Origin of the sequence: Flavobacterium suzhouense, from assembly GCF_042684765.1 — a bacterium.
Taxonomy (GTDB): Bacteria; Bacteroidota; Bacteroidia; order Flavobacteriales; family Flavobacteriaceae; genus Flavobacterium; species Flavobacterium suzhouense.
In genome coordinates this window covers 145,447-161,425 of the sequence record NZ_JBHUMD010000003.1, presented here as the reverse complement: position 1 = coordinate 161,425, position 15,979 = coordinate 145,447, and the positions used below count along the sequence as shown (strand labels likewise).

The following is a 15,979-nucleotide window of genomic DNA, read 5'->3' as shown; positions in this document are numbered from 1 at the left end:
ATGTCCGAAGTTCGATGTTTAGATCTTTCGACTAATTCGAAACAAAATACCCACGCATTGCGTGGGTATTTTGTTTATAGAGATGAGTGAAGTGGACTAATAATCCGATAATCTAACTCTCTAATAATCTAAAAAGTATAGCTCAGTCCTACACCAAGCATTTGCTTTAGCTGAATTCTTGGCCCTTCAGTTACCTGAACACCATCTTTCTCTACCTTGTTCTTAATATCATCATCATAAATCATGTGCATGCCCACATTTGCCTTTACATATTGGTTTACAGTGAGGTCAAGCTGCATTTGCCAGTCAACATCTATATTACCAAAGTTGTTGATATAATCGGTATAAAAGGTAAAACGGTTATCGAGCATGATATTGGTAAATATCTGGTGCTTATACTGGTTGGTAATTAATATACCTACCTCGGTGCGTACATTCTTTCCGTGTGTCAATAAGTTTCCATCGGCATCATAGGTTGCAGCCGGTACTCCAAAAGCACCCTGATCGGCAAGCCTGTTGTCGGTTACAATCGTTGTTTTCGCAGTAAGCGGCGACATATACAGGTTAAAGCCTAAATCTTTACGGATATACTCCGAACCTATACCCAAAAAGATATATGCAGGAGAGAATGGCCCCGAGATTTCTTCGGTTGTGTTAGGGTAGTTATAACCGTTGGCAAACTGTGTCTTAAAGTTGTATTTAGCGCCATAATACCAATTAGAAACCGTATCGGTACGGTAACCAAAGGTAGAGTTAAGCTCTATCTGGTCATCAGTTTTACGGGTACCCTGGCCTTCCTGTCTGTTAAGCCCGTATTTCAGGATAAGCTCATTATTCCAGTTCAGGTATTTTTTTGAATATTTTCTAATGAAATGCCCTTTGGCAATACCCGCAACAGAGTTGTTACCTCCCACATTCCAGTTCACAAAGGCTACCTGATTAAGGTCGAGGCCTATGGTGTTGGTTCGCTCCCAGTTGGTTATCGTGTCAGGAAGGGTAGTAGTTACTAGTACTTGTGCTTTAGTAGTCGGGCTAAATAGGATGCATAATAGTGCAATTACGCAGGCTTTTAATCTCATTCTGAACAGTTTTATTGGAAAATTCGGTGCAAAAGTCGTCATTTTTTCAGTAAGCTGAAAAAATATCTTTAAGGCTTTTAACGTCAATTCCGCATAAATGTTGCAATTGGGCCACAGTTCCCTGTTCAATAAAGGTGTCAGGTACTCCTAAAACCCTTATTTTTAAGGAGTATCCCTGCTTTGCTGCAAAAGCACAAATACTACTTCCAAAACCTCCGCTAATGCATCCATCCTCAATGGTAATAACCTCTTCGTGCTGGTTAAAGATCTCATGCAGCAATTGGATGTCAAGAGGTTTTATAAAACCAAAGTCGTAATGCGAGAAAAGCGAGGCATTATCGCTTTGTTCAAGTGCTTTTGTTACATTATTGCCAATGGTTCCGGTAGAAAGTATGGCTACTTTAGTACCTCCTTTTAGCAGATTGGCTTTGCCTATCTCTATTTTCCCGAAGGGTTTTTGCCAGTCAGTGCTTTCTCCACGTCCGCGTGGGTAACGAATAGCAATAGGATGCTCAAGCCCCAGCTGCGCGGTATAAAGTATATTTCGCAACTCGCTTTCATTAAGCGGAGCGTAAACAGTCAAATTAGGAATACACCTCAGGTAGGCAATGTCAAAAACGCCATGATGAGTAGCTCCATCTTCGCCTACGAGTCCCGCTCTGTCAAGACAAAAAATAACCGGAAGGTTTTGCAGTGCAACATCGTGTATCAGCTGGTCGTAAGCCCTTTGCAGGAAGGTTGAGTAAATATTGCAATACACTATCATGCCCTGTGTTGCCATACCGGCAGCAAGGGTTACAGCGTGTTGTTCGGCAATGCCTACATCAAAAGCGCGGTCAGGGAAAGCTTCCATCATAAATTTCATGGAGCTGCCCGATGGCATGGCAGGCGTTATGCCTATTATCTTTTCGTTTTGTTGCGCCAGTTCTACCAGTGTTAGCCCAAATACATCCTGATATTTAGGAGGAAGGTTATCGTCGGCAATAGCCAGAAGTTCGCCTGTAAGGCGGTCAAACTTACCCGGAGCGTGGTATTTTACCTGATCTTCCTCGGCCTGTTTCAGTCCTTTGCCTTTGGTAGTGATGATATGCAGGAAACGAGGGCCTTTTTTATGTTTAAGACTTTCAAGTTCTTTTAGTAATACAGGCAGGTCGTGTCCATCTATGGGGCCGCTGTAGTCAAAGTTCAGCGACTTGATCATGTTATTATCACGCGGATTGGTACCCTCTTTTACCTGAGTAAGGTAGTTTTTGAGTGCCCCTACACTCGGATCAATACCAATAGCATTGTCGTTGAGTATCACCAGTAAGTTGGCGTCGGTCACACCTGCATGGTTCAGGCCTTCAAAAGCCATTCCCGATGCTATGGAAGCATCGCCTATTACTGCAATATGGTTTTTCTCGGTTTCGCCTTTTAGTTTAGAGGCAATAGCCATACCCAGTGCCGCCGATATAGAGGTACTGCTATGGCCTGTGCCAAAGGTATCATACTCGCTTTCGCTGCGTTTTGGGAAACCACTTATGCCATCCAGTTGGCGGTTGGTATCAAATTTATCCCTGCGGCCTGTAAGCAGTTTATGTCCGTAAGCCTGATGGCCTACATCCCATACCAAAAGATCATCAGGGGTGTTAAATACATAATGCAGTGCAATGGTAAGCTCGGTTACACCAAGGCTTGCACCGAGATGGCCCTCTTTGGCCGAAACGATATCAATAATAAACCTGCGCAGTTCTTCTGCGAGTTGCGGAAGCTGTTCCGGGCTGAGTTTTCTCAGGTCGGCCGGATCGTTAATGCTGTTTAAGAAAGTATCTGCCATTGCTTGTAATGAATAGCAAATTTACGATTATTGTTGATTTGGTTATTCGTTGATTTGTTTATTTGTCGGATACGGTATAAATAACCCAATAACCGTATGAACAAATGCTGTATTTTTGTGGCATGGAGAATATTTTTACTCACGAGTATTTTATGAAGAAGGCGCTTATTGAGGCGCAGGATGCATTTGATAAAGGCGAAATACCCGTAGGTGCCCTGGTTGTGGTAGATAACAGGGTTATTGCAAAATCGCATAACCTTACCGAACTGCTTGTAGATGTTACGGCCCATGCCGAGATGCAGGCCATTACAGCGGCAGCAAATTTTATTGGAGGTAAGTACCTTACAGGTTGTACGCTTTATGTAACACTTGAGCCCTGCCAGATGTGTGCCGGGGCTTTATACTGGAGCCAGATAAGCACAGTAGTTTTTGGTGCCGAAGATACACACAGGGGCTACAGAATAATGGGTGGAAAGCTGCACCCAAAGACTGAAGTTGTAACCGGTATTATGGCAGAAGAATGTGGACAGCTGGTGAAAGATTTTTTTAAGAAACGAAGAAAATAAAGGCGTATCAATTAAGATTCGCCTTTGCTTTTTCATAAAGTTGGGAATTGTTATTTTGGGAAAACAAATATTACCACGGCTCTCCATCCCCAGTCGGCTTTAGAACCATCAGGGGCAGCAAGATTAAAGCGCGGTCCTATTGCCAGCGATACTTTTTGCCCGCCAAGGCTTGTCATACCACTCACAATGGGGCTTAGCCATATCGTAGTATCGCTCGATTCCCAGTTTTGAGTAAGTTCCATATTGGCACCAAGGCCTGCGCCGCTTTTCCAGTTGTAGGTTACAAAAGGCTGTAAGAACATCTGGTTTACATCCGGCCTGTCATCATCGCCAGCCACACTCCATATCTGGTTAATCAGGGCACCATAAGTCCATCCGTTCGATTGCTTCAGGGCAACAGCCGTTGGCCCCACACCAAATTTCTTAGTAGTCAGAAAATCATCGGTTCCTGTCGGAATTAATAATGCAGGACCCACACCCCAGGTAAAGCTGCTTTGTTTGGGGCTAAAAAAACCACTTACCACGGCATCTCCCAGTCCGTTTTCTTTAGCTCCGGGGGCCGTAACGTTGTATTGCGTTACTATAGGCAGTACCATACGGGTTATCAGGTTGTATTTTTCGCTGATGCTTAGAGGCAGTACCGGCTGGAAATTCATGGTGTTTCGTGTTCCGTTATTAGGCCCGATACCATAATCGGTATTGTTCTGAAAAGGAACACTGATAAGGCTTGCTATTGGGTTAGAAAGTTTTTTAGCCAGTTCTTCTGCCTGTGCCTGATCTGAGGTTTGGGCATTGGCTACTGAAAATAAAGCAAGGCCTAATAATGCAACTAATGGTAGTTTTAATTTCATAAAAAGCTGATTAAGTGTTGGTTTATAACTTAAAGGCAATCATTGAATTGATATGGTTTTTTTATAAAGTATTGAAAATATGATGTTTAAATTGTTGTGTCAATATATCCATTGAAGGCGAACCATAAAACTGTTGGTATAACCGGTTAGGTTGTCTTTTTTAAGCTGGCCAAGACCATAGCCTGTAGCAATGCGCCAATGATGTGTTGCCCACCAGTTAAGACCCAGGTATAATTTATTAAGCGTGCCTCCTTCTATATTTTTATCATCCATATCCAGTTTTGAGATTCGTGCCACCAGTTCCCATGAACCGCCTTTATGGTCGGGCATGATTCGGCGGGCAGAGGCTACTTTTTTATCATAAATACGTTGAACTCCTTTAAATACATAGCTTGTAGTAAGGTAGTAACCGCTAAACTGAACGTTGGGTGCACTCAAAACGTCACACCAGGAGTTAACGTACTCTGCAAGGAACGACCATTTTTGTACGGAAAGTAACGATTCAAAACCTATATTCCATGTTTGTTTTGCGGCTATATTTCCGGTATCTACATAATAATCGCTAACGTTTGATTCGTCTTTTCCCTTATACCTGAAAACGTTTCCTTCGGTTTCGGTATTTCTAAATGATGCCCCAAGATGTAAAAAGTTAGTGTCATCTCTAAAATAGGGCAATCCGGTAATTCTGGCGGTATAGGTGTTGGCACTTTCGTTAAAAGATTGCCCGTCTACCCACCAGTTGTTGTACCATCCAGCGGCAAAGCTCATTCTCCTGTCAAAAGCATAGTTCATGTACATGATTCCGATATTCCTGGAGGCAAAAAACGGATTAAGTATTCTCTCTGTATGCGGAAGGTTGGCGGCATCGCCCACCATTTCGTACACAAAGGTTTCTTTAATTTTCCCAAAGCGTACTTTTCCTAATGCGTCACTTATGGGCACTTCAAGGTAGGCATCGGTAATGCCAAATGCATTTTCTTCAGGAGTTCGGTCAAAGCCCTTGTACTCCACACTAAAAAAATAACGGAAAGGGAGTTTTGTTTTAATAGTTCCACCAATATTCATACGTGCCGAACGGAGTTCGACTTCGTCATTTTGCTTTCCCACCTGGGTTTTACTGTCACTATCCTGTACAAAGCCGGTATAATCAAGAATTGGGGCGAACCCCAGTTTATACGAAAAGTATTTCCCGTCATAATTAGTCCAGTTCAGCCATCCTTTTGGTACATCGGGCATATCAAAAGTGCCTGTTTTTCCCCGGGTTCCTAAAACCTGGGTTTGCGTAGAGTCTACGGGTTCGTTAAACTGTGCAAAACAGCTAAAGCTTAAGAATAAAAGTAATAGGGGGTAGATTTTCCTGAGCATGAGGGGTTGTTTAAAATAAAGGAAATTGCCTTTTAATAGTAGAAAATTGTGTTTTTAGTACAGCTGTCTTTTTTTAAGTAAATCAGTATTACAATCTGATTTCCTTATTTAAATTTCCTGCTAACACCAATGCCTATGAGGTAGCTGTCGTAGGCATTCCACCTAAAATCGTAGCAGGCGGTAAGGCTAAGTTCCCAGCCTTTACTGATTTCGGTACCCCATTCGTAGCCAACGCGATTCAGGAAAAGGGTTTCTTCTTTGGCAATTTCGGCACCTGCTCCAAAAAGGAAACTACTATGTTTTGTAGCTTTATAGATCCCAACTGCTGCGGGAGCTATGGGTGAGCTACGCTCGAGGGTTTTATCTTCTCCCGAGAGGTTAGCTTCTACATAAAAATCTTCAACTATAAAATCGGTATGCAGCCCAATGGCCCATCTGTCTGATAGCCAGTAATCATCATCCAGAGACCATGCTGGCAGCGAAAGCCATTTTGGTTTGGCTCCGTCGCTTCTTGCTCCCTGTGAGATATTATTATGACTTAAGGATAATGAGATTCTGTGCGTTCCTTTTTCGCTTTCTTCGTGGGCTTCTTCCTGGGCAAAAGTTTGCCAGCCCACCATCAGAAATAGAATTATAGTTAATCTCTTCATTATAATTAATATAAAAATCCCGGAATACAAGTGCATTCCGGGATGTTATAAAACTAAATCTTAATTTGTTGATGCTTTGAGTGCAGCTTCTACCGCTTTGTTCATGTCAAGCGAGGCCGATCCCTGACGTACCGGGAACTCCTGGAAGGTTGCCATAAGATCCTGAATGTAACCAATAGCCGGTTGTATTACCCATGATTTTTTCATGATCTGGTGGAAACCTATTTCACCATCGTATACCTCAAATGGGTCTTTTCTTAGGTTGAATAGCATAGGCATACTGTGTTTTACAAGGTCGTCGTTGTATTTGCCTGTTGGTTTTGTAGCAAACAGCATTTTCCATGCACCTACCCGTACACCAGATAATGAGCTTTCGTACCAGTAGTAGTACACATTACGTGCCGGTGTTTTGGTTTTGCCAGACCAGTAGTCAAGACTGTTAAAACCATCAAGGTGAACTTTATAAGTCATGTCTCCGGCTTTGTATCCTTTTGCCAGTTTTTCTTTTACATCTTTTTCTCCTACAGCAGCCATAATAGTTGGCAATACATCTTCGAGCGAAGTGATTCCGTTACGGTATTCTCCGGCAGGAATAGTATTTGGCCAGCAAATTAGGAACGGTACGCGAACGCCACCTTCCCAGGTTGTCATTTTTTCTCCGCGGAACATTGTAGTACCCGCATCTGGCCACGTAGATTGCTCAGGACCGTTATCGCTGGTATAAATTACTATAGTGTTGTCTTCAATACCCAGTTCTTTAAGGTAATCTAATAATTGCCCTACCTGCATGTCGTGTTCTATAAGTCCTGAGCCAAATTTGTCCATGTCTTCACTTATAGGCGTTGCAAGGTTTTTATGCTCGTCTTTTAAATGCGTATATACGTGCATCCTGCTGCTGTTATGCCATAGCAGGAAAGGCTTATTAGCATCTTTAGCATCTTTCATGAATTTTTTAGAACGTTTAACGCAGGTGTCATCAAACGACTTCATTGCTTCAATACTTAGAGAGCCAAGGTCTTTAACGGTTTGTTTACCTACTTTCCCAAAGCGCGGATCTGTTGTGCCATCGTCTTTGGTACTGGCAAAAGATTCAATAATACCCCTTGGGCCATATTTGTTTTTAAATGCTTCACCTTTAGGATAATCTTCCTGCTGTGGTTCTTCCAGTACGTTAAGATGGTAAAGGATGCCGTAAAAACGGTCAAATCCGTGTACTGTTGGTAAATGCTCATTACGGTCGCCAAGGTGGTTTTTACCAATCTGGCAGGTCATGTATCCCATTGGTTTAAGCAGTTCTGCAAGTGTAGGGTCTTCTTTTTTAAGACCTACCGGGTTACCAGGCTGCCCTACAGTGGTTAGACCTGTCCTTATAGGTAATTGTCCCGTAATCAGGGCAGCCCTACCTGCTGTACAGCTCGGCTGAGCATAACTGTCGGTAAAAAGCAATCCCTTTTTAGCAATACGGTCAATGTTAGGCGTAGGGTATTGCATACCCAGTGAGTAGCAGCTTAATGAATTCTGGGCCACGTCATCTACCATAATGATAACGATGTTAGGCTTTTTAGGGTCTTTGCTTTGTGCATTGGTAAAGCCATAGCTCAAGAGGCACAAAGCAGACAGAAAGAGGTTTGTTTTTTTCATAATTGTGGTTTATTACCCTTATAATCTAAGGAGTGGTTTGTAATGTTTAAAAATTGTTGTTTTTTATTTATCTCCCGGATAGATTACTTTCCAGTCTTTTTTCATGTCTATGATAAGCCAGCCTTTTTGGGCAGCTTCATCCCAACCTTTGTCAAAACCTCCTATATGCGATTTACGGTCGTATGCCCATTCCCTTACCGAATCAGTATGGTGAATGTATACTTCAAGGTTCTTTAAAGGGTTTGAGGCGGCGTATTGAAGCATTTGCAGGTCGCCGTCAGAGTTACCTACGGCAATTACAGGCTTGCGGCCTATGAATTTATTTATGGCAACAGGCTTGCCTTCTTTGTCGTCGTTAAATTCAAGTTCGGGCAATCGGGTTATGGTAGGGTTTCCTTTAGTGTTTTCAAATTGTTCTTTAAAGGTGCTGCCAATAATCTGGTCTTTAGGAATGCCATAGGTATCTTCTGCCCAGGCACGCATAAACTCGATGCCTCCTCCTGATACTATAAATACCTTAAACTGGTTTGCCTTTAGGTAGTTGATAAGCTCCAGCATGGGCTGAAACACCAGTTGATTATACGGTTTGTTCTTGGTTGGGTGTTTGGCAGTTGCCATCCAGTCTTTAACAGTTTTTTCAAATACGTCGGTAGGCATTCCGGCATGCGTGGTCATTAGCAGCTCAAAAAGGCCTTTTTTGCCCTCTTTCATCAGTTCAGGCATATTGTTATCCAATACGGCTTTGTAGGGCTGCTTGTTTTTCCAGTCCGGATGTTCAGGCGCCATTGCCTTGATCCTGTCCATTACAAACAATAACTGAAAATAAGCGGGCTGTTCGCTCCATAGGGTACCGTCGTTATCAAAAGTCGCAATGCGATCGGCTACCGGAATAAAATTTGCACTGCCTTCGGTGGTAACATCCTTCACATAGTCAATAATGGCCTGTTTGTTCTTACCGTCATTCCATGAAGCTAATGGATTTTCGGCCACTGCTTCTGTTTTCGTGGTTTGGGTTTCTTTTACCGTTTCTTTTTTGCAGGATGGCGTAGCAACAAACAGCAATGAAAGCAATGCTGTTTTAGCCAGAAGGGTAGATTTGTTTTTCATACAGATTTAGTTGATTGCTGATTGAAATTCAATCTGTTGGTTCTACACAAAGTTATGCCCGAAGCGTTTTATAAGACCTGTCCTGAAGTGGTTTTGATGTTGCAAATTAGAAATGCAACAAAAAAAAGCCCTGAAAATGGCGTTTCAGGGCTTTAAAAAGCAAAATAAGTTGTTTGCTTTTTGATTGATGATGATTTCTTGTTTTTGTTTATAAGGGTTTGTATGTTGCTAAAATCACTCCGCTTTTAAAGGTTTTAGTGTCAGTTAATTCAAGGTTTAAAGGCTTTTTTATCCCGTTAAAAATAGGAGTGCCCGAGGCAATTACAACAGGATCTGTCATAATCCGGTAAGTGTCAATAAGCCCTGCATCAGCAAATTGTGACACTATAGAGCCGCTACCCAATACAGTCATGTCTTTGCCTGGCTGTGATTTTAGCTGATGTATTTTTTCTATAATATCTCCGCTTATCACTTTAGTGTTCATCCATTTCGGGTCTTCAATAGTGTTGGAGAATACAATCTTTTCGGCATTGTTCATTCCTTTGGCCACTTCCGGGTAGGCTTCTGCTGCCATTGGGGTAGGCCACCACGAGGCCATCATTTCATACGTTACACGTCCAAAAAGCAAAATAGTATCTTCTTTCATGGCATTTGCAGAGTATTGAGCCTCTTCTTCGCCATGGCGATGCCAACTGATGTCGTTATCCTCGCCTTTGTAAAATCCGTTAAGCGTAATGAAATTAAAAATGTTCAGCGTTCTCATAACCATTGATTTATAATCTCAAAGTTACAGAAAGAAATGTTTTGCAGGTGGTGTGCAATTGACATTAAAAGGGGGTAAACAGGACAAATAAAAAAACCGCCTAAAGGCGGTTATATTAGTTTAAAAATTGTTTTCTGAATTCTACAGGGGTAAGTCCTACTTCTTTCTTAAACAGTCGGGAGAAGTAAGGAGGGTTTTCAAAACCTAAAAAATAGGCTGTTTCAGATATTGTGTTTTCTGATGCCTGCAGCATATTCTTGGCTTCGCTTATTAAAAAGATATGAATTAACTCAATAGCCGTTTTTCCGGTTTCCTGACGTAATAGGTCACTAAGGTAGCGGGGAGAAGTATTCAGCAGGTCGGCCATGGCTTTTACGCTTGGGAGGCCTTTAGTTTTCAGCAAACCGTTTTCAGAATATGAATACAGTGCCTCGTTAAACTTAGAAACCGTAGTACCCGAAAGCTGCGCCCTGTTAATGAACTGCCTTTTGTAAAAACGTTGCGAGTATTTAAGGATAGAATCGAGATGCGTTAGCATAATATCACGGCTGTATTCATCCTCGTTGTTATTGTATTCTGTCACCATTTTAGAGAACAGGTCCCACATTATGGCTTCTTCACGAGCTGATAGGTGCAGTGCCTCATTAGCTTCATAATCAAAATAACCGTATTTTTTTATTTCCGAGTGAAGGCTGTGTCCGTTAAGGTAATCTTCGTGAATGAAGATGATAAAACCGTTTTCTTCAAGCTCTACATTATCCATTTTCATGATCTGACGCGGTTTTATAAATGACATCGAACCATTTTCATGGTCATATTTTGTCCTGCCATAAACAATAACTCCCGATTTCATTTTCTTGAACATTATCATATAAAAGTCGCCTGTAAATTCTTCATTGCTCATATTACAGGTGTCTACTTTTGCACATTCAACAAGGTGTATCAATGGGTTTTCGGGAGGTGCAAAACCATTAAAGCAGGTATAGTCACTAAGCGTTTTAAAATGTTGCATACTTTAAAGTTATTAAGCAAAGCACCTGCCATTTTTAGAGACAGATGCTTATGTAAAGGTAATGAAAATAAGGCTGTTATTTACCGTGTGCAGCGGTGGCAACATCGGCATATTGTTCCCATTCTGCAAAACGTTGAGCATATACCTGTTGAGTAGTTGGCAGTCCAACTTTACCAAGGAAATAACGAAGTGGCGGATTTTTTTCGTCAACAAGTTTCAGGATCGCCGGAGCGGTAGCTTCCGGGATTCCGAAGGCGTCATCGGTAAGACCATCATTAAATGCTTTTTTAACACCATCATAGGCCTCTATTGACTCACTATGGAATGATGATGATCCTGCCCAGTCGGTAGCAAAACCATTTGGTTCTACAAGAGTCACGTTTATACCAAAACCTTTTACTTCCTGAGCAAGTGTTTCGCTAAGCCCCTCAACAGCAAATTTAGATGCATTGTATATTCCAAGTACCGGCAGCGTAAATATGCCCAGAACGCTGGATAACTGTATAATGTGCCCGTGTCCCTGTTTTCTCATTATTGGCAATGCAGCCTGAGTTACCCATAATAGGCCGAACACATTGGTTTCAAATTGTTGACGCACTTCCTGTTCGCTGGCTTCTTCAACTGCGCCAAAAAGCCCATATCCGGCATTATTGATAACTACATCCAGACTGCCAAAGTGATTTGCCGCCTTATTAATGGCATCAAAAGCTTCACTTCTGTTATCTACGTTTAATTGAAGCGGTAGTATGGCATCGCCATATTTAGCTTTAAGATCATTAAGTGCTTCAATATTTCTTGCCGTTGCAGCAACTTTATCACCTCGTTCAAGAAAAGCTTCTGCCCAGATACGCCCAAATCCTCTTGATGCGCCTGTTATAAAAATTGTTTTAGACATTGTATTGTATCGTTTACTATTAATGATACAAAGTTATGCCTGCTGTAGCTGTCGGGTCTTATACAAAATGTTGTATTGATGATACAAAAAGACAGTAACATAATAATATATATTGTGATTGTAAGAATCTTTATGTTTAAGATTTATTTAATATTTGAATATTTGTAAAAAATTTTATCTTTACCGTTTTAACGGCAATTTTTCAAATTTAATATGCTGGAATAGTGTTTTTTACGATGCAAATTCTTACGAAAATGAATTGTGTTAAAATTAGAAAACTTAACATAGATAATGTAGGGTTTAAGCTTGTAAGATTGTTTCAGTTAAATAATGATTACCCCGAAAAAAACTGATAACCTGTACAAATGACGCAGATGAAAAAAATTACTTTACTTATGCTTTGCCTGTTCCTTGCAGGCCTGGCAACAACCCAGGGCAATGACCTTGGGGTAAAAACACCCTCTTTTGGCGGGGCGTGGCTTATTGTAGGATCAACCGAGGCAGTACGTACTACCGATCATGATGCTATTATCGTAAAAAAAGAAGCTGTTCTTAATTACAAGAAAATGAAAGTGACTGTTAGGAATACAGCACTTACTATTACTAAGATGAATGTAGTTTACAGTAATGGTGAAGAGGAAACTATCAACATACCTCTTGAGATTCCTAAGAACGGAGAAAGCCAGACCGTGGATGTAAACAGTGGTATAAGAACCATTAAACGTATCGATTTTTGGTATGATAAGGAAGATTTTACCACCAGTAAAGCTGAAGTGACCATATTTGGAAGAAAATAAGATTTATGAAAGCGCAGGAAACTGCGCTTTTTTTATGAACAGAATAAATTTGTAAAGTTCTGGTTTATAGTGCCGTTATTAATTGATTTGCATAGTTCAAACAATTCAATTATTAATGATTGTTAAAAAAAACATAAATATTTTTTATTTAATATTCAAATATTTATATCTTTATGAAAGGTCTTTGGGGGAAGACTTATTCAATTGGTTACTCTGTGGTAAGGATTTGGTTTGTTTAGGCAGATTAAATCCTTTCCAGGGAAATCATTAAAACTGAATTATACTTCTCTTCCAGGCTTTATATCCGCCAAAAAACCCCCTCATTGGCTTACGGTTAAATTTTATTTTCAAAAAGAAATTTGGTTAAGCCAAGAATGAGGAAAGGTGTTTTCATAGCAATTTGCTGTTTTATTTCTCTTATGCTGCATGCGCAGGATGGAGGCTACTGGCCCTCTACGGGTGTACGCCGTGCAGGCTGGCATGAGCTTGGTGCCGTATATGCAATCCATACTTCCGATCATAATACGATAAAGTTAAAACGGAAAGATGCCAACTTTAAGAAACTTAAGGTTGTTGTGAGGAACTATCCGCTTACCATTACTGAGATGAGGGTTTTTTACGATTCCGGTGAGATGGAAATACTCGATTGCCCTTTGCCAATAAGTAAGAATGGGGAAAGCAAAACCCTTGAAATACCAATAGGGAAGCGAAATATAAGCAGTATCAGCTTTTGGTATGATTCCAAAGAATTTAAAAGAGGAAAGGCAGAAGTTACTGTTTTTGCCATGCGATAAATGAAAGGCGCCGATTGGCGCTTTTTTTATGTTTTTTAGGGGTATTAATTTGTAACTTTAGAATGCAATAAACTCATTACTAAAACATTAAATCGTAAGTTATGAAAAAAAGTATCTTTGTTTTTATTTGTATCTTTTTCATTGGAACAGTAAGCGCACAAAGAGTAGCCAGACCCAGAGGAGGCTCTATGGGAAACTGGAGGGTGCTGGGGACAACCCACGCAAGGCATACCGCCGACCATGATGCGATCGTGGTGCAGGGACCGTATGATAATTTCAGGAAAATTAAATTTACGGTTCGTGATGCACCTCTAAATATTCGCAAAATGATAGTTACATTTGATGGAGGTGGTGTTCAAAATATCGAAGTCAGGTATGAGATTCCTAAGAACGGAGAAAGTAGGGAAATTGACCTGAGGGGAGGAACGAAGAGTATCCGGAGAATTGATTTTTGGTATGATACCCGGGGAATTTTAAACGGTACGGCAGATGTTACGGTTTACGGGAAGAAATAAAAACAGAAGAGCACCAATTGGTGTTCTTCTGTTTTTATTTCTTTGCCGGGACATTCCATTCGCCCTTTCGTATTATCTCAATGATCTTCTTCTTATCTACTTCCTTTTTTGTGTAAAAGGAAATTACGGCATCATACCCATCCGAAGCAGCTTTTTCGCTCTTATTGAAAAGGTATAGCTTTGTTGATGGTTTCTCTTTGTCGGAGGTTTTAAGAGCACCAAAGAACTGTTTTTTGCTAAAAGGCGTCGTGGCAGCCGAACCGGTTGCAATAGCTATCTTTTTACCGGTAAAGTCAAAATTACCTCTTGAATCTTTATAATAATTATTCAAAAAGGCAGCCTCATCGTTATTTAATAACGGGTTATCGTCAAGTCCGCAACGCTCCGGCTTCTGAGCAAATGTGAGTGATGTAAAAAGTAAAAGCAGTAAGGTAAAGTGTTTCATGGTTGTTTAGCTTAACGAACCCCAAAAGCCGGCGGCAAGCCTGCCTATGATGTTCCTTTTTTTCTCTTTGGTCATGGGTTCATCCACCCAGTGGGTAATCACGGCATCATACCCGCCGGATTGTATTTTTTCCATCTCGGTAAGCGGGATAGGGGTAGAGGCTACCGGCATTCCCGTTTGTTCAAGACGTTGTTTAATGTCTTTAAAGTAATCGGTCTTAGACTCAAATTTAAGCCCGTCGGCACCGTTTACGATCAATACTTTTTTTCCTTTAAAATCGAAGCCTTCATTTTCATCTTCCCCAAACCAGGCGTTAAGAAAAGCCGCTTCATCATCAGTAAGAGCCGGGTTGTTGTCCAGTCCGCAATTGTCCAGGTTATGGCCATAAAAGTTTGCAGAGGCTAACAACAGCAGCAATCGGATATAATTCTTCATGGGCGGTTGTGTTTTTGTATAGCTATATAACGGGGAAGATGGTGGTTTAGTATGTTTTCCTTTTGTCTTGCCACAAAAGGAACAAAAAGGCACGGCAGAACTCCTTAGGCTAAAAATTATTGCATTCAGCTAAACCAATGCGGAGCTTCACTCAGTCTCATAGGGGATTTGTTTTAGGGCTCTATGCGCGTTTCTAAAATTGCGGTATTGTCAGATATTTTTTGCCATTTCTGATTAAATCGCAGTTCAGATATATAACTATATAGCGATTTTAATCCGGATGTTCCTATCATTCCGTAGTCACTGATGAATTTAGTTTTGCCATTATCATAGGTAATTTTTAGATAGCCTGTTCTTGCACAGGTGTGGGATACACTGTAATGATCTTTTAAGTTTTTAAAGTCTATATAATTAAGGAAATAGGTGAGGTTTTTATATGTTAAAGAGTCAATATTTCCTTTAAAAGTGCCTTTTATCTCCTTGGTGTCGTTGTTGTTTATATTATACATTTCTGCTAATAATGTTGCAGATCTGTCTTTGTTTATGATAAGACGATAGATGGGACATTGTCCAAAACAAGGTCCAGATTCGAATTCAATTTTTTCTATGTGATTATCTTTAGGGTTAGCATTGTATTCTGTAAAGCCGTTGTATCGATACACAATTTTATTTTTTACAGTGCCATCATTTTCTATTTGTATTTCAAAAGGAAAATTTTTAATCATTGGATTTTTTGGGATATAGTAATAAACATTAATAACAGGTTCATTATTAATATTGGTAATTTCGGGTATAGAGGTTATATAATAGCTTAATTGTGCTTCGATTATTTTATCGGGTACTGATCCATTATTCATAACAACAATCCAGTGCGGATTATAACGTGTTCCTTTAAATGCTGTTGATGTCACTGGCCATCCTCCCATAATTAATAAATCAGTGTAGCCATTATTGTCAAAATCTTCTTTATAGAAAGTTTTGTTTATCCCTTTTTTTGTTGCTAGGACCTTTATACGATCTTCAGTATCATCTTCTCCAAGTCCTATTTCCTGAATGGGTACAATTTTGAAGTTGATATAATTACTGTCTATATCTGTTATGTATTCCTTTATCTCTGTATCGGTTCTGAGGCTGTCTATTTTTGAAGGGATTATTTTTGCTTTTACAAACCTTTCCTGTTTTATAATGGTTTCTTTTTTACAGGAAGTTAAGGCTATTAGTAGTATTAAGGCAAAATATCTCATAGTT

General features: G+C 40.4%; 17 protein-coding genes. 4 read left to right on the top strand and 13 right to left on the bottom strand.

Going from position 1 to position 15,979, the window contains the following annotated elements; translation table 11 throughout:
• Positions 1-128: 128 nt before the first annotated feature.
• Together ACFSR3_RS01550 and ACFSR3_RS01545 are read right to left on the bottom strand one after the other, a co-directional pair.
• Positions 129-1,079 (bottom strand): DUF3078 domain-containing protein, encoded by a 951-nt coding sequence (locus ACFSR3_RS01550; RefSeq protein WP_114757631.1) that lies wholly within the window; start codon positions 1,077-1,079, stop codon positions 129-131.
• A 46-nt stretch (positions 1,080-1,125) separates the two neighbouring features.
• Positions 1,126-2,895 (bottom strand): 1-deoxy-D-xylulose-5-phosphate synthase, encoded by a 1,770-nt coding sequence (locus tag ACFSR3_RS01545; protein ID WP_379819408.1) that lies wholly within the window; start codon positions 2,893-2,895, stop codon positions 1,126-1,128.
• A gap of 122 nt (positions 2,896-3,017) precedes the next feature.
• On the opposite strand from ACFSR3_RS01545, the gene ACFSR3_RS01540 reads away from it, so the two are divergent.
• Positions 3,018-3,461: a nucleoside deaminase gene (locus ACFSR3_RS01540; RefSeq protein ID WP_379819407.1), complete on the top strand. Its 444-nt coding sequence runs from the start codon at positions 3,018-3,020 to the stop codon at positions 3,459-3,461.
• 50 nt (positions 3,462-3,511) lie between these two features.
• Here ACFSR3_RS01540 and ACFSR3_RS01535 read toward each other — a convergent pair whose 3' ends face one another.
• The 8 genes from ACFSR3_RS01535 to ACFSR3_RS01500 form a co-directional block, all read right to left on the bottom strand.
• Positions 3,512-4,312, bottom strand: a complete 801-nt coding sequence (locus ACFSR3_RS01535; protein WP_379819406.1) for a hypothetical protein — start codon at positions 4,310-4,312, stop codon at positions 3,512-3,514.
• 99 nt (positions 4,313-4,411) lie between these two features.
• Positions 4,412-5,677 (bottom strand): OprO/OprP family phosphate-selective porin, encoded by a 1,266-nt coding sequence (locus ACFSR3_RS01530; RefSeq protein WP_379819405.1) that lies wholly within the window; start codon positions 5,675-5,677, stop codon positions 4,412-4,414.
• A gap of 104 nt (positions 5,678-5,781) precedes the next feature.
• A complete protein-coding gene (locus ACFSR3_RS01525; protein WP_379819404.1) occupies positions 5,782-6,327 on the bottom strand; it encodes a hypothetical protein in 546 nt (181 codons plus the stop codon).
• Positions 6,328-6,387: 60 nt separating this feature from the next.
• Complete coding sequence (locus tag ACFSR3_RS01520; protein WP_379819403.1) at positions 6,388-7,968, bottom strand: arylsulfatase; 1,581 nt, start codon at positions 7,966-7,968, stop codon at positions 6,388-6,390.
• A 63-nt stretch (positions 7,969-8,031) separates the two neighbouring features.
• A complete protein-coding gene (locus ACFSR3_RS01515) occupies positions 8,032-9,075 on the bottom strand; it encodes an HAD family hydrolase (RefSeq protein ID WP_379819402.1) in 1,044 nt (347 codons plus the stop codon).
• A 208-nt stretch (positions 9,076-9,283) separates the two neighbouring features.
• Positions 9,284-9,838 carry a dihydrofolate reductase family protein gene (locus ACFSR3_RS01510; RefSeq protein ID WP_379819400.1) on the bottom strand — a complete coding sequence of 185 codons (555 nt, stop codon included), beginning with the start codon at positions 9,836-9,838 and terminating at the stop codon, positions 9,284-9,286.
• 115 nt (positions 9,839-9,953) lie between these two features.
• Complete coding sequence (locus ACFSR3_RS01505; RefSeq protein WP_379819399.1) at positions 9,954-10,850, bottom strand: helix-turn-helix domain-containing protein; 897 nt, start codon at positions 10,848-10,850, stop codon at positions 9,954-9,956.
• Positions 10,851-10,926: 76 nt separating this feature from the next.
• Positions 10,927-11,745 carry an SDR family NAD(P)-dependent oxidoreductase gene (locus ACFSR3_RS01500; RefSeq protein WP_379819398.1) on the bottom strand — a complete coding sequence of 273 codons (819 nt, stop codon included), beginning with the start codon at positions 11,743-11,745 and terminating at the stop codon, positions 10,927-10,929.
• 374 nt (positions 11,746-12,119) lie between these two features.
• Here ACFSR3_RS01500 and ACFSR3_RS01495 point away from each other — a divergent pair, with 374 nt between their 5' ends.
• The 3 genes from ACFSR3_RS01495 (at position 12,120) to ACFSR3_RS01485 (ending at position 13,851) form a co-directional block, all read left to right on the top strand.
• Positions 12,120-12,542 (top strand): DUF2541 family protein, encoded by a 423-nt coding sequence (locus ACFSR3_RS01495; protein ID WP_147278077.1) that lies wholly within the window; start codon positions 12,120-12,122, stop codon positions 12,540-12,542.
• A gap of 374 nt (positions 12,543-12,916) precedes the next feature.
• Complete coding sequence (locus ACFSR3_RS01490; RefSeq protein WP_379819397.1) at positions 12,917-13,336, top strand: hypothetical protein; 420 nt, start codon at positions 12,917-12,919, stop codon at positions 13,334-13,336.
• A 101-nt stretch (positions 13,337-13,437) separates the two neighbouring features.
• Positions 13,438-13,851, top strand: coding sequence for a hypothetical protein (locus ACFSR3_RS01485; protein WP_379819396.1), 414 nt, complete (start codon positions 13,438-13,440; stop codon positions 13,849-13,851).
• 34 nt (positions 13,852-13,885) lie between these two features.
• Here the strand turns inward: ACFSR3_RS01485 and ACFSR3_RS01480 are convergent, their stop codons facing one another.
• The 3 genes from ACFSR3_RS01480 to ACFSR3_RS01470 form a co-directional block, all read right to left on the bottom strand.
• A complete protein-coding gene (locus ACFSR3_RS01480) occupies positions 13,886-14,296 on the bottom strand; it encodes a hypothetical protein (protein ID WP_379819395.1) in 411 nt (136 codons plus the stop codon).
• Positions 14,297-14,302: 6 nt separating this feature from the next.
• Entirely contained in the window at positions 14,303-14,731 is a 429-nt protein-coding gene (locus ACFSR3_RS01475; RefSeq protein WP_379819394.1) for a hypothetical protein, read from the bottom strand.
• Positions 14,732-14,904: 173 nt separating this feature from the next.
• On the bottom strand, positions 14,905-15,975 hold the full coding sequence (locus ACFSR3_RS01470) for a DUF6438 domain-containing protein (protein ID WP_379819393.1): 1,071 nt from the start codon (positions 15,973-15,975) through the stop codon (positions 14,905-14,907).
• Positions 15,976-15,979 lie beyond the last annotated feature (4 nt).